Origin of the sequence: Streptomyces sp. MBT53, from assembly GCF_016654115.1 — a bacterium.
Taxonomy (GTDB): domain Bacteria; phylum Actinomycetota; class Actinomycetes; order Streptomycetales; family Streptomycetaceae; genus Streptomyces.
Genome location: NZ_JAEQAZ010000026.1, coordinates 16,950 through 35,682 on the forward strand (window position 1 = coordinate 16,950; position 18,733 = coordinate 35,682).

General features: G+C 69.9%; 14 protein-coding genes. 10 read left to right on the forward strand and 4 right to left on the reverse strand.

From position 1 onward, the window contains the following. Position 1: 1 nt before the first annotated feature. Genes JHN45_RS12245 through JHN45_RS12270 form a run of 6 tightly spaced genes read left to right on the forward strand, consistent with a single transcriptional unit; the run spans position 2 to position 6,635 of the window. Positions 2-511: a 2Fe-2S iron-sulfur cluster-binding protein gene (locus tag JHN45_RS12245; RefSeq protein WP_307783089.1), complete on the forward strand. Its 510-nt coding sequence runs from the start codon at positions 2-4 to the stop codon at positions 509-511. Beyond that, a complete protein-coding gene (locus JHN45_RS12250; protein ID WP_201049048.1) occupies positions 508-2,904 on the forward strand; it encodes an aerobic carbon-monoxide dehydrogenase large subunit in 2,397 nt (798 codons plus the stop codon). The genes JHN45_RS12245 and JHN45_RS12250 overlap by 4 nt, the downstream gene beginning before the upstream one ends. Positions 2,905-2,915: 11 nt before the next feature. Beyond that, positions 2,916-3,791 (forward strand): XdhC family protein, encoded by an 876-nt coding sequence (locus tag JHN45_RS12255; protein ID WP_201049049.1) that lies wholly within the window; start codon positions 2,916-2,918, stop codon positions 3,789-3,791. After that, complete coding sequence (locus JHN45_RS12260) at positions 3,788-4,681, forward strand: MoxR family ATPase (RefSeq protein WP_201049050.1); 894 nt, start codon at positions 3,788-3,790, stop codon at positions 4,679-4,681. The genes JHN45_RS12255 and JHN45_RS12260 overlap by 4 nt, the downstream gene beginning before the upstream one ends. Then, complete coding sequence (locus tag JHN45_RS53990; protein WP_200709239.1) at positions 4,678-5,322, forward strand: SRPBCC family protein; 645 nt, start codon at positions 4,678-4,680, stop codon at positions 5,320-5,322. Before JHN45_RS12260 ends, JHN45_RS53990 begins: the two co-directional genes overlap by 4 nt. Further along, positions 5,319-6,635 (forward strand): VWA domain-containing protein, encoded by a 1,317-nt coding sequence (locus JHN45_RS12270; RefSeq protein ID WP_201049051.1) that lies wholly within the window; start codon positions 5,319-5,321, stop codon positions 6,633-6,635. Before JHN45_RS53990 ends, JHN45_RS12270 begins: the two co-directional genes overlap by 4 nt. On the opposite strand, the gene JHN45_RS12275 is transcribed toward JHN45_RS12270, so the two are convergent. Continuing rightward, positions 6,610-7,602 carry a LysR family transcriptional regulator gene (locus JHN45_RS12275; protein WP_234467607.1) on the reverse strand — a complete coding sequence of 331 codons (993 nt, stop codon included), beginning with the start codon at positions 7,600-7,602 and terminating at the stop codon, positions 6,610-6,612. The two genes, JHN45_RS12270 and JHN45_RS12275, sit on opposite strands and share 26 nt — an antisense overlap. Before the next feature lie 278 nt (positions 7,603-7,880). Between JHN45_RS12275 and JHN45_RS12280 the strand changes: the two genes are divergently transcribed. Next, a complete protein-coding gene (locus JHN45_RS12280; protein ID WP_201049072.1) occupies positions 7,881-8,633 on the forward strand; it encodes an NPP1 family protein in 753 nt (250 codons plus the stop codon). Positions 8,634-8,658: 25 nt separating this feature from the next. Here JHN45_RS12280 and JHN45_RS12285 read toward each other — a convergent pair whose 3' ends face one another. The 3 genes from JHN45_RS12285 to JHN45_RS12295 form a co-directional block, all read right to left on the reverse strand. Then, entirely contained in the window at positions 8,659-10,074 is a 1,416-nt protein-coding gene (locus tag JHN45_RS12285) for an FAD-binding oxidoreductase (RefSeq protein WP_201049052.1), read from the reverse strand. 102 nt (positions 10,075-10,176) lie between these two features. Further along, positions 10,177-12,780 carry a helix-turn-helix transcriptional regulator gene (locus tag JHN45_RS12290; RefSeq protein WP_201049053.1) on the reverse strand — a complete coding sequence of 868 codons (2,604 nt, stop codon included), beginning with the start codon at positions 12,778-12,780 and terminating at the stop codon, positions 10,177-10,179. Positions 12,781-12,844: 64 nt separating this feature from the next. Then, positions 12,845-13,354: a hypothetical protein gene (locus JHN45_RS12295; RefSeq protein WP_200709244.1), complete on the reverse strand. Its 510-nt coding sequence runs from the start codon at positions 13,352-13,354 to the stop codon at positions 12,845-12,847. 306 nt (positions 13,355-13,660) lie between these two features. Here JHN45_RS12295 and JHN45_RS12300 point away from each other — a divergent pair, with 306 nt between their 5' ends. Genes JHN45_RS12300 through JHN45_RS12310 form a run of 3 tightly spaced genes read left to right on the forward strand, consistent with a single transcriptional unit; the run spans position 13,661 to position 18,642 of the window. After that, positions 13,661-15,031 carry a chitinase gene (locus JHN45_RS12300; protein WP_201049054.1) on the forward strand — a complete coding sequence of 457 codons (1,371 nt, stop codon included), beginning with the start codon at positions 13,661-13,663 and terminating at the stop codon, positions 15,029-15,031. 53 nt (positions 15,032-15,084) lie between these two features. Next, positions 15,085-17,310: an RICIN domain-containing protein gene (locus JHN45_RS12305; protein WP_374195609.1), complete on the forward strand. Its 2,226-nt coding sequence runs from the start codon at positions 15,085-15,087 to the stop codon at positions 17,308-17,310. Between the two features lie 33 nt (positions 17,311-17,343). Beyond that, positions 17,344-18,642 (forward strand): ThuA domain-containing protein, encoded by a 1,299-nt coding sequence (locus tag JHN45_RS12310; protein WP_200709246.1) that lies wholly within the window; start codon positions 17,344-17,346, stop codon positions 18,640-18,642. Positions 18,643-18,733: the final 91 nt, after the last annotated feature.

An 18,733-nucleotide genomic window follows, 5' to 3' on the forward strand; every position in this document is an offset into this window, starting at 1 on the left:
CGTGCAGGTCAGTATGGTCGTCAACGGCGAAGAGGTCACCCGGGAGATAGAAGGGCGGCTGCTGCTGGTCCACTTCCTGCGCGACCACCTCCGGCTGACCGGCACCCACTGGGGGTGCGACACCAGCAACTGCGGTACGTGCGTGGTGTGGTTGGACGGCGAACCGGTCAAGTCCTGCACCGTGCTCGCCGCGATGGCGGGCGGACACGAGGTGCGCACCGTCGAGGGGCTCGAACAGAACGGTGAACTCGACCCGGTACAACGCGGGTTCGTCGAGTGCCACGGCCTCCAGTGCGGCTTCTGCACGCCCGGCATGATGATGACCGCGCGTGCGCTGCTGGACCGCAATCCCGACCCCTCCGACACGGAGATCCGGGAGGCGATCTCGGGGCAGATCTGCCGCTGCACCGGTTACGCGACCATCGTCCGGTCGATCCGATGGGCGGCTGCCGAGGAGGCGGGGACCCGAACTGCCCTTGACGCACAGGCCACTTCAGGGAGCGCGTCATGACCGCCGTCTCCGAGAACGGCCACCGCACCGCGTTCGTCGACAACGACAAGAAGCCCTGCGGCCACGGCCGGATGCTCCGCAAGGAGGACCCACGATTCGTCCGCGGCAAGGGCCGCTACGTCGACGACCTGGACCTCCCCGGCATGCTCCATCTGGCCGTCCTGCGCTCGCCGTTCGCGCACGCCCGCGTCCTCTCCGTCGACACCACCCTCGCCGAGGCCCACCCGAAGGTCCGCCTGGTCGTCACCGGCGCGATGCTCGCCGAGAAGGGTCTGGCCTGGATGCCGACCCTCTCGAACGACGTGCAGGCGGTCCTCGCCACCGACAAGGTCCGCTTCCAGGGCCAGGAGGTCGCCTTCGTCGTCGCGGAGGACCGCTACGCGGCCCGGGACGCACTGGAGTTGATCGATGTCGAGTACGAGCCGCTGGATCCGGTGATCGACGTCCGCACCGCCCTCTCCCCGGACGCGCCCGTCATCCGCGACGACCTGGAGGGCAAGGCCGACAACCACTGCTTCGACTGGGAGACCGGCGACGAGGCCGAGACCGAGGCGGTGTTCGCCCGTGCGGACGTCGTGGTCACCGAGGACATCGTGTACCCGCGTGTGCACCCGGCGCCGATGGAGACCTGCGGCGCGGTAGCGGACTTCGACCAGGTCGACGGCCGCCTCACCCTCTGGTCCACGACCCAGGCCCCGCACGCCCACCGCACCCTCTACGCGATCGTCGCCGGGCTGCCCGAGCACAAGATCCGGGTGATCTCCCCCGACATCGGCGGCGGCTTCGGCAACAAGGTGCCGATCTACCCCGGTTATGTGTGCGCGATCGTCGGTTCACTCCTCACCGGCAAGCCGGTGAAGTGGATGGAGGACCGCGCGGAGAACCTCATCAGCACCGGCTTCGCCCGCGACTACGTGATGCGCGGCGAGATCGCGGCCACCCGCGACGGCAGGATCCTCGCCGTCCGCACCCAAGTCCTCGCCGACCACGGCGCGTTCAACGGCACGGCCGCACCCGTGAAGTACCCGGCGGGCTTCTTCGGCGTCTTCACCGGCAGCTACGACATCGAGGCCGCCCACTGCAAGATGACCGCCGTCTACACCAACAAGGCACCCGGCGGCGTCGCTTACGCCTGCTCCTTCCGCATCACCGAGGCCGTGTACCTGATCGAGCGGATCGTCGACTGCCTCGCCTACGAACTCGCCATGGACCCGGTCGAGTTGAGGATGAAGAACTTCATCCGGCCCGAGCAGTTCCCCTTCCGCACCAAGACGGGCTGGGTCTACGACTCCGGCAACTACGCGCCCACCATGGAACTCGCCAAGGAACTCGCGGGCTACGACGCCCTGCGCGCCGAGCAGGCCGAGAAGCGGGCCCGCGGTGAACTCATGGGCATCGGCGTCTCGTTCTTCACCGAGGCGGTCGGCGCGGGACCCCGCAAGGACATGGACATCCTCGGCCTCGGCATGGCCGACGGCTGCGAACTGCGGGTGCATCCGACCGGCAAGGCGGTCGTACGACTCTCGGTGCAGTCGCAGGGGCAGGGGCACGAGACGACGTTCGCGCAGATCGTCGCGGAGGAACTGGGCATCCCGCCCCAGGACATCGACGTCGTGCACGGCGACACCGACCAGACCCCCTTCGGCCTCGGCACCTACGGCAGCCGCTCCACCCCCGTCTCGGGCGCCGCCGCCGCGCTGGTCGCCCGCAAGGTGCGGGACAAGGCCCGGCTGATCGCCTCCGGGATGCTGGAGGTGTCGGTCGCCGACCTGGAGTGGGAGAAGGGTTCCTTCCATGTCGCGGGCGACCCCGAGGCCTCGGTCACCATCCAGGCCATCGCGATGCGGGCGCACGGCGCGGGCGACCTGCCCGAGGGAGTGGAGGGCGGGTTGGAGGCGCAGATCTGCTACAACCCGGAGAACCTCACCTATCCGCACGGCGCCTACATCTGCGTCGTCGACATCGACCCGGGCACGGCGAAGGTGACGGTCCGCCGCTTCGTCGCGGTGGACGACTGCGGCACCCGTATCAACCCGATGATCATCGAGGGCCAGGTGCACGGCGGCCTCACCGACGGCGTCGGCATGGCGCTGATGGAGATGATCTCCTTCGACGAGGACGGCAACTGTCTCAGCGGCTCGCTGATGGACTACCTGATCCCCACCTCGCTCGAAGTCCCGGACTGGGAAACGGGGTTCACCGTCACGCCCTCCCCGCACCACCCCATCGGCGCCAAGGGCGTCGGCGAGTCCGCGACGGTCGGCTCGCCGCCCGCGATCGTCAACGCGGTGGTCGACGCCCTGAAGCCGTACGGCATCCGGCACGCGGACATGCCGCTCACACCCTCGCGGGTGTGGGAGGCGATGCAGGGCCGACCGACTCCGCCGATCTGAAGGTGACTGTGATGACCGGCAAGTTGAGTGCGCGGGCCCTCGAACTCACCGAGCGGCGCGTGCCGTTCGTCCACGCACGCGTGGTGCGCGCCCAGGCACCCGCCTCGGCGCACCCGGGCGACGAGGCCATCGTCCACGGCGACGGCACCATCGACGGTTTCGTCGGCGGCCAGTGCGCCGAGGGCTCGGTCCGTACGGCCGCGCTCGGCGCCCTGCACGACGGCGGACCGCTGCTGCTGCGCGTCCTGCCGCAGGGGGACGCCGAGTTCCCCGAGACACCCGGGGCACGGGTCGTCATCAACCCCTGTCTGTCCGGCGGCGCGTTGGAGATCTTCCTGGAGCCGGTGCTGCCGCCGCCGCTGATCGAGGTCGTCGGGACCACGCCGGTGGCGGAGGCATGCGTAGCCTTCGCCGCACTGCTCGGCTACGCCACCGCACGCTCGCTGCCCGACGGCCCGCCCTCCGAGCACACGACGGCGGTGATCGTGGCCGGGCAGGGCAGGGGCGACGCGGAGTCCCTGCGCGCCGCCCTCGACGCGGGCGTCGGTCATATCGCGCTGGTCGCCAGCCACCGCCGAGCCGCCGCCCTCCTCGACGAACTCGGCCTGACGGAGGCTGAGCGGGCCCGCGTCCAGGCTCCCGCCGGGCTGGACATCGGCGCCCGTACGCCGCCCGAGATCGCGCTGTCGATCCTCGCGGACGTGGTGCGGGTCGTCCATGCGGCGAAGGCTCCCGTGCCCGAGCGCCCTTCCCAGGCCGTGGACCCGGTGTGCGGGATGACCGTCACCGTGGGCGCGGACACGCCTCATCTCGCCACCGGGGACGGGGAGTTCTGGTTCTGCGGTACCGGCTGCCGGGACCGCTGGTCCACAGGTGCCACGGGGTGAGCGCACTCTTCACGGACGCCGACGACGTACGGCGGCGGCTCGACGAGGTCGGCCACCTCGTCGACGACGGCACAGCGACCGCTCTCCTCCTCGCCACCCTGCTCGACCGGCCGCTGCTCCTGGAGGGCGAGCCCGGCGTGGGCAAAACCAGCGCTGCGAAGGCCCTCGCCAAGGCCCTCGGCACCCCGTTGATCCGACTCCAGTGCTACGAGGGACTGACGGCGGGCGAGGCCTTGTACGAGTGGAACTACCAGCGCCAGTTGCTCGCCGTCCGGCTCACCGAGGCACATGGGCGCGAGCTGTCCGACGCCGACCTGTTCAGCGCGGAATTCCTGCTGGACCGGCCCCTGTTGCGGGCGGTGCGTCATCAAGGCCCATTGCCACCGGTCCTGTTGATCGACGAGATCGACCGGGCCGACGACGAGTTCGAGGCCCTGCTCTTCGAGTTCCTGGGCGAACGGTCCATCAGCGTCCCGGAGTTGGGCACCTTCACCGCCGTACGGCCGCCCGTCGTGGTGCTGACCTCCAACCGCAGCCGGGAACTCCACGACGCGCTGCGCAGGCGCTGCCTCTACCACTGGATCGACTTCCCCACGCCCGAGCGCACGGCGGAGATCCTGCGCCGGACGGTACCGGCCGCGAACGAGCCGCTGATCGCGTCCACCACCGAATTCATCGGCCGGGTAAGGGAGTTGGACCTCGACAAGGCGCCCGGCATGGCGGAGGCCATCGACTGGGTCTCCGCCCTCGCGGCACTGCGGGTCGCGCGGCTGGCCCGCGACGACATCGTCCGCACGCTGAGCACGGTCGCCAAGAGCCCCGACGACCGCATCGCCGTCGTCGGGGCCCTCGACGCACTCGGCTATCCCGAAGAAGCGAGGAGACCATGAAGATCGACAACGAGTTCAGCGTCGGTGTGCCGGTCGAGCGGGCGTGGCAGGCGCTCACCGATCTGGAGGCCCTCGCCCCGTGCATGCCCGGCGCCGAACTCACCGGCGTCGACGGCGATGTCCACCGGGGCAAGGTCAGGGTCAAAGTCGGGCCCATGGTCAGCCAGTTCGCGGGGACGGCACGCTTCGTGGAGCGGGACGAGGCCGCCCATCACGCCGTGATCAGCGCGGCCGGCAAGGACATGCGCGGGGGTGGCAACGCGTCCGCCACGGTCGACGCCCGGTTGCGCGGCGAGGGTGCGGCCACGATCGTGACGGTCAGCACGGACCTCAACATCAGCGGCAGGCTGGCCCAGTTCGGCAGCGGCATGATCAAGGAGATCTCGGAGAAGCTGTTCGCGCAGTTCGTGGCGAACGTGGAGACACAGCTGCTGGCGACGCAGGACCAGCCGGAGGAAGTACCGACGGCGGAGGTGGAAGTGGAGGCGGAGGCTCAACCGGTCTCCGTGGCGCCGCCGCCAGTGCCGGCCGAGCCGCTGGACCTGATGCAGGTGGCCGGCGCATCGGTGTACAAGCGGCTGATCCCCGTCGTCGTCGCGGCCGTCGTGGTCGCCGTGGTGGTCTATCTCCTGGTCCGATGACACCAACAGGTCCGCTGCTGCCCGCCGTCGACCGGGCCGCCTTCGCCACCGCGCTGGCCACCCGGCTCAGGGAACACGGCGTGCCGGTGGGTCCGACCGCCACAAGGGACTTCGTGCTCGCGCTCGCCGCGGTCCCGCCCAGGACGCGGACCTCGCTGTACTGGACGGCCCGCGTCACCCTCGTACGCGACCATCCCCAACTGGCCCGCTTCGACGAGGTCTTCGACGCGGTGTTCGGCCAGTCCGTGCTCGCCCTCGACCCGAACGCGCGCCGCGATGGGCACGACGCGGGGGCCGGAGGCCAGGACTCCGGAGGCACCGACTCTCACAGCAGCGCCTCCGTCGGTGGTTCCGGTCTGCCGTGGGTGACCCTGCCGCCCGCCGTGGACACCGCCGACCACAGTGCGGACCACGTCCTCACCGTCCCCGAGCGGCTGCCGAGCGATCTGGCGGCAGCGGTGGACACACCGTTCGGTGAACTGAGCGCCGAACAGGCCGAGTTGCTGGGCCGCTGGCTGGAGTCACGGCTACGGGAGTGGCCCGTGCGCCGCAGCCGACGCCTGGCCGTGCGGACCGGCGGTCATCGGGTGGCGGTCCGGGAGACGGTGGCGCAGGCCCGGCGCACCGGTTGGGAGCCGGTACGGCTGGTCCGGGCGGGGCCGGTGGACCGGCCGCGCCGGGTCGTGGTGCTGTGCGACGTGAGCCGGTCGATGCAGGCGCAGACGGTGGCGTATCTGTACCTGATGCGGGCCCTCGCGGTGACGACCCGTGCCGAGGTCTTCGCGTTCGCCACGTCACTAACTCGGCTCACGCCGGTGCTCGCCCATCACTCGGCGCAGGAGGCCTTCGACGAGGCGACCGAGCGGGTCACCGACCGCTTCGGCGGCACCCGCATCGCCCACTGCCTGGGCACCCTCCTCGCCTCGCACCACGGCGGCACCCTGCGCGGCGCGGTCGTACTGATCGCCTCGGACGGCTGGGACGGCGATCCCCCGCACCACCTGGCCAAGGTCATGGCCAGACTGCGCCGCCGCGCCCACACGGTGATCTGGCTCAACCCCCGCGCCGCGGCCCCCGGTTTCACCCCCCGCACAACGACGATGACGGCGGCCCTGCCGTACATCGACCTACTCTTGCCGGCAGACAGTTTCGGCGCGCTGTTACGGGTACCGGCCGAGATCGCAAAGCACGGGAGGTCGCGCGAAGCGCGCCTCCCAGGGGCGCGGGGAACTGCGCGACCGGCCCCCACCGGCCCGCAGAAAAACGACTACAGACCCATCGGAGCCCTCAACTCCACAACGTCACATGAATAGCCGGCCGAAACCTCCCCGCCGTAACCCCCGCACCCCGCAACATCGCCTGCGTCGCCCGAGGCGTAGTGACAAACCGCCGCAACTCCGCGGCAGCGGCCGGCGCTTCACGTTCGGGAAGTGTGAGCAGGTTCCACGAACCCCGCGCGGGCAGTTGGGGCCCGTTCAACCGACGGAGGTCACCCTCGGCGAGATCCTTGGTCACGGCGAAGGCGACCGCGAGAGCAACTCCCTTGCCCCGCTTGGCCTCGTCGACGGACGCGGCATGGCTCTGAAAGATCCGCTGGTTGTGTTCCGGGACACCCAGCCGCCGCAGCACCGACGGCACCATCCCCGTCCGCCCGACCGCCGAGGGCCCCAACAGCCAGGTCTGGCCGCGCAGTTCGGCCGCACCGACACTCGCCGAGGTGGCCAGCGGATGGTCGGACCCCACCACAGCGATCACCTGGTAGTTGAGGAAGTGCGTGCAGGTCATCGTGGAGTCGAGGGTGGCGGGGCGGGGCCCGATGGCCACGTCGACGGAGCGGGTGAGCAGCAGGGAGGCGAAGTTCTGCGGGCTGTGCACGCTCAGTTCGACGTCGAGATCGTCCGCGCGCCCCGCGAACAGTTCGATCAGACCGGGTGCGGCATGTTCCGCGAACAGGCTCGACGCGGCGACGCGCAGCAGTCGCCGTCCGGAACCGGCCTGCTTCACTTCGAGGATCGTCCGGTCCTGGAGTCCGAGCATTTCGGCGGCCCGGCTGGCCAGCCGCAGTCCGCCGGGGGTGAACGCGAGCCCGTTGGCCGTGCGGGCGAAGAGCTTGTCGCCGAGTTCTCTGCGCAGATGGGCAATGTGGATCGACACGGCCGACTCGGTCACGGCGAGGTCGGCCGCGGCTGCCTTCACGGAACCGAGGCGGACGGTCGCTGCGAAGGCCCGTAATTGCGCCGGGGTCAAACGGAACCTCCCGCACTCACCACGGGTGCCCATTCACCTGTGCCGTGGACCTCAAATTAGCGCACCTGTTCGCCGAGAGCCATGGTCGCGCCGAGAGCCGCGGGGACACAGGAAAAGCACAGGCAGGAGAGTTCAGCGGTGCGCCAAAGCCCGTACATCGCAAGGGTGTTGACGTGCGCACATCCGACTGCGAAGGTCTGGACCTGGCGCATCCAGTAGCGCCCCCACAGCCCAGAACTGGAGTCGGCGTGCCCGAACTGACACCCCCCACCGACAGCCCGGCGAGATCCCCGAAGTCCCGCGGCCGGCGCCTGCGCCGTTCCGCCGTCGTCACCGTGCTCGGTGCGTTGGCCCTCGTGGTCGGACAGGCGACGGCCGCCCAGGCCAATGTCCTCACCCTGCTTCCGCAGAACGCCGACGGCCTGGAGCAGACCTTCTCGCCGGCCTACGACTACGACGGCGACGGCTGCTACGCCACGGCCGCCATCGGCCTGGACGGCACCATCAACCCCGGGCTGAAGCTCGGCGGCGACGTCAACGAGCACTGCCACGACATGGCCCAGCTGAACAACGCCAACACGTACTCCCGCGAGAAGTGCAACAACGACTGGTGCGCGGTGATGTACGCCAGTTACTTCGAGAAGGACCAGGTCACCCTGGGTCCGGCGGCGATCGGTCACACCCACGACTGGGAGCACGTCGTGGTGTGGATCAAGGACAACACGGTCCAGTACGTGTCGGTGTCGCAGCACTCCGCCTACCAGGTGTCGGCGGCCTCGGGGGTGCGCTTCGACGGCACACACCCCAAGATCGTCTACCACAAGGACGGCATCGGCTCGCACGACTTCCGCTTCGCCAACACGAACGACGAGCCCGCGGAGAACGCCACCGGCAACTGGTTCTACCCGCGTCTGGTGGGCTGGAACGGCTACCCGGCGGGCCTCAAGGACAAGCTCCTGGCCGCCGACTTCGGTTCGGCCACGCTGAAGATCAGGGACAGCGACTTCAACTACGCCCTGTCCATCGCGAAGCCGTCCGGCATCTCGTTCGACCCGAACGCGTGATGCCGGCCCGGCCTCGGAGTCGGTGTCACGGGCGGGTCTCGTAGCGCGGTTTCGGAGTCGGGTGGATGTTCTGGTTGAGGCGGAAAACGTTGTCCGGGTCACGGTCGGCCTTGATGCGGGCCAGCCGGGCGTAGTTGCCCCGGTAGCTGGCCCGGACACGTTCCTGTCCCTCGTCCATCATCATGTTCACGTAGGCGCCGCCCGCCGAGTACGGGTGCAGGGCCTCCTGGTAGTCGACGGCCCACCTCTTGACGAGTTCGGCGTTGGCGGGGTCCCTGTCGACGCCGGCGAAGACGGACGCCCAGCGTGCGTCGCGATACGCCCACGGGGTCTCGTCGTTGCCGACGTCGTGGGCGGCGCCGTCGATCGGGTAGAGGTGCATCGTGGACTGCGGGGTGGGAACCTCGGCGCCGAACTTGGCGTGGAGTCCGACGGCTTCGTCCGGCAGGTCGTTGACGAAGTCGGCGCGCCAGTACCACTGGTCGCCGGGCGGGTAGAGCCCGTCGAACATGCCCTGCATGTCGGGGTGTTGCATGGGTCCGGCCGCGTGCAGCAGCGGTGCGGGCAGTGCGTCGAGCAGCGGAGCCATCTCGCGGGCGGCGGCTTCGGTGTCGCCGCCGGTCCAGCACCACACCACGCCCGCCGTCTTGCGTAGTTGGATCTCCTCGGGGAACGGCGGGGCGGGCGGCACGCTGCCGTGCAGGAAGAACGCGTTCAGTTCGCGGGGTGCGGTCGGCAGGAACTCCCGGTAGGCGGTGAGGACTTCGGCGCTGATCTCGACCGGCCAGAAGGTGGGTCCGGCGACGACCGTGCTGATCTCGTGCAGCCGGAACAGGAACGAGGTGACGACGCCGAAGTTGCCGCCGCCGCCACGGACCGCCCAGAACAGGTCGGTGTTCTCGTCGGCGCTCGCCCGCACCCGGCTGCCGTCGGCCAGCACGAGGTCGGCCTCCAGCAGGTTGTCGATGGTCAGCCCGCACTTGCGGGTGAGGTGGCCGAGCCCGCCGCCGGTGGCGATACCGCCGACGCCGGTGGTGGAGATGATGCCGCTGGGCGTGGCGAGCCCGTACGCGTTGGTCGCGCGGTCCACCTCGCCCCAGACACAGCCGCCGCCGACCCGGACCGTACGGGCCCCGGGGTCCACCTGGATCTCCTTGAGCGGGGAGAGGTCGGCGACCACTCCCCCGTCGACGGTGCCGAGTCCGGCGCCGTGGTGGCCGCCGCCGCGCACCGCGAGGGGCAGGTCGTGGGCGCGGGCGAAGGCGATCGCGCGGGCCACGGCGTCCGCGTCGGCGCAGCGCGCTATGAGCGCGGGCCGTTTGTCGATCATCGCGTTGTAGACGGCGCGGGCCTCGGGATAGGCGGCTTCGTCCGGGCCGATCAACTCCCCGGTGAAGTCGGTCAGTTCACGGCGGGCGTCCTGTGCGGGTGTGCTGGACATGGGGTCCCCGTTTCTTGGCGCTCTGGATGACCCGCTTGTTGTATTTCGCCCGTACCTGTGCCGTCATCCGTGCGCGTCACCCACGTTGACGCACCCGGCTACCTACGTTTCGCCGTACGGCGGCAGCCCGAGCTCCGCGGCGCGCGCGGCTGCCTGCCGTCTGGTGGGCGCGTCCAGCTTCTCCAGGACGGCCCGCACATGGTTGTCGACGGTACGGACGGACACGACGAGCCGGTCGGCGATCTCCGGGTTGGTCAGACCGTCCACCAGCAGTCGTACGACCTGGAGTTGGCGGTCCGTGAGACCGGCCGGGTTGCCCCGGGTCGCCGCGTGCGGGCCGCGCGGGACGTGGCTTACGCCGAGGCGGCGCAGTTCGGCGCGGACCAGTCGGGCGAGGGGTTCGGCGCCGAGGGCGTCGAGTTGGGCGAGCGCGGTGAGTCTGTCGGCCGGGTCGGGGCTCTCGGCGAGCGCGGCGGCGTGTTCGTAGGGACACCCGGCCTGCTGCCAGAGGTCCGCGGCCCGCTTCCACTCCCCGGCCGCCTGGAGCGCGTACGGGTGGTCGCTGTCGTCGGCGGGCACGGGCGGCTGCCCGGCCTTGCTGAGCCAGTAGCCGAGTTCGGCCCGATACCGCCCGTAGCCGAGGCTCCGCGCATGCGCGTGGACCGGCCCGGCGGCCTCGGCGGCCGCCGCGTGGTCGCCCCGCAGCCAGGCGGCCTCCGCCCGTACCGCCGCCACCGGACCCGTGCGCTGCAGCTCCCCGGTCCCTACGGCGATCTCCCAGGCCTGCGTGAGGGGTTCGTCCGCGCCCGGCCTGCCGCACCGGACGCGCACGCGGGCCAGGACGGTCAGCGCGGGACAGCGGGCCGGTACGAACTCGTGCATCCCGTACTCGGCGTGCCGCTCGGCCTCCTCCCAGTCGGCGGCGGCCAGCCGGCGCATGGCCTGTTCGACGTGCAGGTAGTTGAGGAACCCCAAGTGCTCGGCGCGGTCGGCGAGTTCCATGGCCGGGGGCAGGAAGCGGTCGGCCTCGGCGTACTGGAGGTTGTCGAGGAGGGTCCAGATGATGTTGGCGTAGGACCGGCAGGCGTGTTCGACCTCGCCGGCGGCCAGTGCCACCGCGAGGCTCTCCTCCAACTGCCGTCGCCCGTCCGGGTCTCCGCTGCGCCAGCGGGCGGAGCCCACGTTGTTGAGGGCGTGGGCCAGGATCGCGGGGTCGTCCACGCGCCGGGCCAGTGCGATGGCGCGTTCGCCGTGTGCGATGGCCTCGGTGAAGCGGTCGGACAGCATCCGCAGCTGGGCGGTGTTGCTGAGCGCGAGCGCCAACAGCCGGTCGTCACCGGCGTGTTCGAGGACGGCGATGGCCTCGCGCGCCGCGTCCCGCGCCTCCTCCGCGTGGCCCGCCCACCATTGGATGCGGGACAGCCAGCGCAGATCCGCGCCGAGCGCGAGGGCGTCGCCGAGGGAGCGGCGCAGGGCCACGGCGTCGCGCTGGGCGGCGACGGCCTCGACGGAGTCGGCGAGGGTGTAGCACTCCACTGCGTAGCGTTCGAGCAGGTCGGCGAGTTCGGCGGGGGTGTAGCGGTGCCGCTGTCGCAGCACGAGCCGCAGATGGGCGGCGGCCTCGCGGTGGGCGCCCGCCTCGGTGGCGTCGCGGGCGGCGGCGGGACCGTAGCGGGCGATGGCGTCCTGGTCGCCCGCTCGCGCCGCGTGGTGGACGATACGGGCCGGGTCGGAGCCGGGCCGGGCCACGAGCGCGGTGAGTACCCGCCGGTCGAGTTCGATTCGGCGGGCCGCGGGCAGCGAGTCGGCGACGGCCCGGCGGATCAACTCGTGGCGGAACGCGACCCGTTCGGGGGTGACCGTGAGCAGTCCGCGCTGTTCGGCGGCGGCGAGCCCGGCCACGCCGTCCGCCAACAGCGTGTCGACGAGGGTGCGTTCGACGGCGGAGGGCACCACGGCGAGTTGTTCCAGGGCGTCGACGCTGCGACCGTCGAGTCCGCGCAGCCGGGCGAGCACCGCGTCGACGACGGTCGGGGGCACGCTCCCGGTGCCGCCGGCCGCGAGGATCTCGGTGACGAAGAAGGGGTTGCCCGAGGTCACCTCGTACACCTGGGCGGGGTCGAGACTGCTGGCCGAACTGAGCGTGTGCACGGCCGACTTGGAGAGGCGGGCCAGCGGCAGCCGGTGCACTCGGTCCGCGCGGGACACCTGTCCGAGGAGGTGGCGCAGCGGGTGCTCGCGGCTCAACTCGTCGTCCCGGTAGGTGAGGACGAGTACGGCGGGCAGCTGTGCCATCCGCCGGACCAGGAAGCGCAGTGCGTCCAGTGAGGCCTCGTCGGCCCAGTGGACGTCCTCCACGACGAGTACCGCCGGATGCGGTACGCCGGACAGCTCTCCCAGCAGGGCTTCGTAGACGCGGTGGCGGTCGCCGCCCTCCATGACGGCCCGGGCGAGTTCGGCGCCGACGCTGCCGATCAGGTCGCGGAACGGGCCGAGGGGGCGGCGGGTGGCGAGGTCGTCGCACTGGCCCAGGAGGATGCGGGTGTGCTGCGGCAGCCGCTCGGGCATGGCCCTGACCAGGCTGGACTTTCCGATGCCGGCCTCGCCGAGGACGAGCGCGACGGATCCGGCCCCGTCCGCCGCCTCACGCGCGGCCGTGGCCAGCCGTACCAGCTCCGGCTCGCGTTCCAGGATCCCCCGATCCACGGCGTCGATTCTGCCACTCAGGGGGGAAATCCCGTACGGGTGTCACATTCCGGACCCGCCCGGCTCAGCGGGGAGTTCGAGCACCCCGCTGCCCCGGCCGGACCGGTCTGATCTGGTGCCGGCGGCGCGGTTTGGGGGCGTCGAGCATGCTGACGCCGTTGTAGCTCCGGCCGTGCAGGTAGAAAGTGGGCGCGGCGACGAAGGTGACGGCGATGGCGATCACGCTGATCGGGAAGAGGACCGGCAGCGACTGTCCCTCGGGGAGGGTCTTGCCGCCCTCGTGAATGGCGTAGGCGAAGGCGGCGAAAAAGACGACGGCACAGACCACGCCGATGATCCGGAGGACGGCGGCGAAGGTGCGGGTGAAGGACTGGTCGCGGACCTCGGCCAGCAGGGACGCCGAACACTCGGTGCAGGTCAGCTCCACCGTCTGTTTGCCCGACGGGGGCCGCTTGACCACGTAGTGGGCGGCGGACCAGGTGATCGTGCGCGTCCTCGGTGTGAGGAAGCCGCCCGCGACCTTGTCGCTGAGTATGTGCCGGACTGCGACCTCCGCGGTCCCCGCTGTGTTCATGGTTCCTCCGACACGCGCCCTGACGATCATCACGAAGCCCGGACAGTGTGACCTGTGGGAACCGGCCGCTCAATGGTCCTGGCGATTTCTTTTCCTTCGCCTACAACTTCTCAACTCAGGCACGGCCTGCGGGACTTCTCCGGTCGCACCTCTTGACGGCTTTGGTGCAGACCTTTAGGTTCACCAGCCAACAGACCTCCCATGAATGCACTCTGCGCTCACATATGTGAACACGCGTGTTCACCTCTCACCGCCCTCCCGCCGGCGGCGTCCACCCCCCACCCCAGGACGAAAGGCCCCCTCGTCATGCAACGCCTCGCCCTGCGCTGCGCCCTCGCGCTGTCCCTCGGCCTCACCGCCGTCGGCACCCTCGGAGCCCCCTCCGCCTCGGCGGCGACCGGCACCATCACCGGCCTGGCCGGCAAGTGTCTCGACGTGGCCGGCGCGAGTTCGGCCGACGGCACCGCCGTACAGCTCTACGACTGCAACGGCACCGCCGCCCAGCAGTGGACCGTCGGCACCGACGGCACCATCAGAGCCCTCGGCAAGTGCCTCGACATCACCGGCAATTCGACGGCCAACGGCGCCCAGCTCCAGCTGTGGACGTGCGCGGGCAGCGCCAACCAGCAGTGGACGGTCACCGCCGCGCGCGACATCGTTAACCCGGCCGCCAACAAGTGCCTCGACGTCACCGGGAGTTCCTCGGCCAACGGCACCCGCACCCAGATCTGGACCTGCACCGGCGCCGCCAACCAGAAGTGGACCGCGCCCGCCGCGGGCGGCACGACCCCGCCCACGACCGCTCCGATGGCCGTGGCGCCGTATCTCTACAACGGCTGGGGGAATCCGCCCAGCCCCACGACTGTCATGAACGCAACCGGCGTGAAGTGGTTCACCCTCGCGTTCGTCCTGAGCAACGGCTACTGCAACCCGCAGTGGGACGGCGGCCGGGCGCTGACCGGCGGGGTCGACCAGTCGACCATCACCACCGTGCGCGCCAACGGCGGTGACGTCGTCCCGTCCTTCGGCGGCTACAGCGGCAACAAGCTGGAGAGCTCCTGCTCCAGCGCGAGCGAGCTGGCCGCGGCCTACCAGAAGGTCATCAGCGCCTACTCCCTCAAGGCCATCGACATCGACATCGAGGCCGACGCGTACAGCAACGCGACCGTGCAGCAGCGCACGGTCGACGCGCTCAAGACCGTCAAGGCCAACAACCCGGGCATCAAGGTGTACGTCACCATCGGCACCGGGCAGAGCGGCCCCGACACGAGCCTCATCAACCGGGCCGCGTCGTCCGGGCTGACCGTGGACGCATGGACGATCATGCCGTTCGACTTCGGCGGCGCGGGCCAGAACATGGGCACGCTCACCCAGAGCGCGGCCGAGGGCCTCAAGACCGCGCTGAAGAACGCGTACGGCTACAGCGACGACGCGGCCTACCGGGACATGGGCATCTCGTCCATGAACGGCATCACCGACAACAACGAGACCGTCACCACCGCCGACTTCCAGACCATCCTGAGCTACGCGCAGGCACACCACCTGGCGCGGCTGACGTTCTGGTCCGCGAACCGTGACCGGCCCTGCCCGGGCGCCTACCCGAACGACGACACCTGCTCGGGCGTGAGCCAGAGCAACTGGCAGTTCACCAGCATCTTCGCCCAGTACACCGGCTGACGGACGCCCCCTGCGACTTTCCTCCCCAACCCCCCATCACCACAGGAGAATCCGTGCTCAGACGGAAAAGACTGACCGGCCGCCACGTGATACCGAGAGCGCTCACGGCTGTCGCGCTCGTGGCGACCACCGTGACCGGCATCGAGTTCGCCGCGCAGGGCTCGGCGAGCGCGGCGAGCACGGCCGCCGCCGCGATACCGACCGGCTACACCACCGTGGTCAACAAGGGCAGCGGCAAGTGCGTCGACGCCCGCTCGGCCGCGAGCGCCGACGGCACCGCCGTCCAGCAGTACACGTGCAACGGAAGCACCGCGCAGAACTGGCAGTTGGTCGCCACCGACAGCGGCTACTACCGCGTCAACAGCAACCTGAACGGCGCCGAGGCCTGGGACGTCACCAACGTCTCGACCGCCGACTCCGCGCCGATCCAGCTGTGGACGTACTCCGGCGGCAACAACCAGCAGTGGCTGCCGGTCGTCGAGTCGGACGGCGCCTACCACTTCGTCAACCGCAACAGCGGCAAGTGCCTCGACGTGCCGAGCGCGTCGACCGCCGACAGCGTGCAGTTGGCGCAGTACACCTGCAACGGCACGGCCGCGCAGTCCTTCACGCTGAGCGGCGGCGGTACGACGAACCCGCCGGGCACCCCCGACTTCGGCCCCAACGTGACGGTGTTCGACCCGTCGATGTCGGCGTCCAGCATTCAGTCCAAGCTGGACTCGGTCTTCGCCCAGCAGCAGACCAACCAGTTCGGCTCGGCCCGCCAGGCCCTGCTGTTCAAGCCGGGCACGTACAGCGCGAACGCCAACGTCGGCTTCTACACGCAGGTCGCGGGTCTCGGCTTCTCGCCTGACGACGTGACGATCAACGGCGCGGTGCACGCGGAGGCCGACTGGTTCCAGGGCAACGCGACACAGAACTTCTGGCGCGACGCCGAGAACCTGTCGGTCAACCCGACCGGCGGCACCGACCGTTGGGCCGTCTCACAGGCCGCGCCGTACCGGCGCATGCACGTGCGCGGCAACCTGGCGCTGGACGACGGCGGTTGGTCCAGCGGCGGCTTCATCTCCGACACCAAGGTCGACGGCCAGATCCAGTCGGGAACCCAGCAGCAGTTCCTCACCAGGAACTCCACGATGGGCAGTTGGTCCGGCTCCAACTGGAACATGGTCTTCGTCGGCGACCAGGGCGCACCCGCCCAGTCCTTCCCGACGTACACCAACGTCGCCAGCTCCCCGACGATCCGCGAGAAGCCCTTCCTCTACGTCGACAGCGCGGGCGCCTACCAGGTGTTCGTGCCCGGGCTGCAGTCCAACGCCGTGGGCACGACGTGGAGCGGGAAGACCCCGGCGGGCAAGTCGCTGCCGATCGACCAGTTCTACATCGTCAAGCCCGGCGCCACCGCCGCCGACATGAACACGGCCCTGGCCGCCGGCAAGAACCTCCTCGTCACCCCGGGTGTCTACCACCTCAACCAGACGATCAACATCACGCGCCCCGACACGGTCGTCCTGGGCATGGGCCTGGCCACCTTCGTGCCGGACGGCGGGATCACCGCGATCTCCACGGCCGACGTGGACGGCATCGAGCTGGCGGGTCTGCTGGTCGACGCGGGCACCACCAACTCCACGACGCTGGTGCAGATCGGCCCGTCCGGCTCGACCGCCTCGCACGCCGCCGACCCGACGCAGTTGTCCGATGTCTTCGTCCGCATCGGTGGCGCCACCATTGGCAAGGCCACCAACTCGGTCGTAATCAACAGCGCCAACACGATCATCGACCACACCTGGATCTGGCGTGCCGACCACGGCAACTCCGGCACGGTCGGCTGGACCACCAACACGGCGGACACCGGACTGATCGTCAACGGCGCCAACGTGACCGCGTACGGCCTGTTCGTCGAGCACTTCCAGAAGACCCAGGTCGTCTGGAACGGCAACGGCGGCCGGACGTACTTCTTCCAGAACGAGATGCCCTACGACCCGCCGAACCAGGCCTCGTGGATGAACGGCACCGGCAAGGGCTACCCCGCCTACAAGGTCGCCGCCGGAGTAACCACCCATGAGGCGTGGGGACTTGGCAGCTACTGCTACTTCAGCTCCAACTCCAGCGTGGTCGCCGACCATGCCTTCGAGGTGCCGAGCGTGTCCGGGGTCAAGTTCCACGACATGGTGACCGTCTCGCTGGGCGGGGTCGGCACGATCAGCCACATCATCAACAGCACCGGCGGACCGTCCAACTCCAGCACCAACGTCGCCTACTTGACCAACTACCCGTAGACCCGAGACCGCACGGAAAGGATCGATCACTCCATGAACAGCATCAGATCCGGTTCCACCCGCGCGCTCCTGCGGGTCCTCCTCCTGCTGGCGACGCTGCTCGGCCTCGCGTCCGTGCCGCCCGCCGCCCAGGCGAGCACGGCGGCGACCCCGTTCAAGATCCTCGCGCTGTACAGCGGGACCTACGACGCTGCGCACATCGACTTCGACAAGGAGGCGAACGTCTGGTTCCCGCAGCAGGCGGCGGCCAACGGCTACACCTACACGTCCAGCACCAACTGGGACCTGCTCGCCAACGGCGGGGTCAACGCGTACCAAGTCGTCCTGTTCCTCGACGACCTGCCGCAGACCGCCGCCCAACGCTCCGGTTTCGAGGCGTACATGAGGGGTGGCGGCGGCTTCATGGGCTTCCACGTCTCCGCCTTCACGACCGACGCGGCGAGCTGGTCCTGGTACCACAACACGTTCCTCGGCTCGGGGAACTTCGTGTCCAACACCTGGGGTCCGACCTCGGTCACCCTGAAGGTGGAGGACCATTCGATCCCGCCCACCGCCGCCCTGCCGGCCACGTTCACCTCGTCGGTCAGCGAGTGGTACAGCTGGTCCAACGATCTGCGGCAGAACCCGGACATCAAGATCCTGGCGTCGATCGACCCGAGCAGCTTCCCGGTCGGCACCGACCCCAACCAGTCCTGGTACAGCGGGTATTACCCCATCATCTGGACCAACACGAAGTACAAGATGCTCTACGCGAATTTCGGCCACAACGCGATGAACTACACGACCAACACACGCCTGTCGTCGACGTTCGCGAGCGCCACCCAGAACCAGTTCCTGCTGAACGGTCTCAAGTGGCTGGGCGGGGGCGACACTTCGACGCCGCCGACGGACACCCCGATCTCCGAGACCTCCTGGTACTCCGTGCAGAACGGCGGCAACGGCACCTGTGTGGACGCCCGTTCGGCGGCGACGGCCAACGGCACGGCGATCCAGCAGTACGCCTGCAACGGCACGACGGCGCAGCAGTACCAGTTCCGCTCCACCGACAGCGGGTACATGGAGATCACCGCGCGCGGCAACCCCGCGCAGGTCATCGACGTGACCGACCGCTCGACGGCGGACAACGCGCCGTTGCAGCTGTGGGCCTACTCCGGTGGCACGAACCAGCAGTGGCAGCCGGTGCGTGAGACGAGCGGGCGCTACCACTTCGTCGCGCGGCACAGCGGCAAGTGTCTGACGGCCGCCACCGCGGCGACCAACAGCGTCCAGCTCACCCAACGGACCTGTGACGGCTCGACCGCGCAGTCCTTCACGCTCGCCGTGCAGTCCTGAGCCACCGCACGGCAGAACAAGGGCGCCTCCCACCGCACGGACGCGGTGGGAGGCGCCTTTTTTTCACCGCTAACAGATGACTGTTGTCATC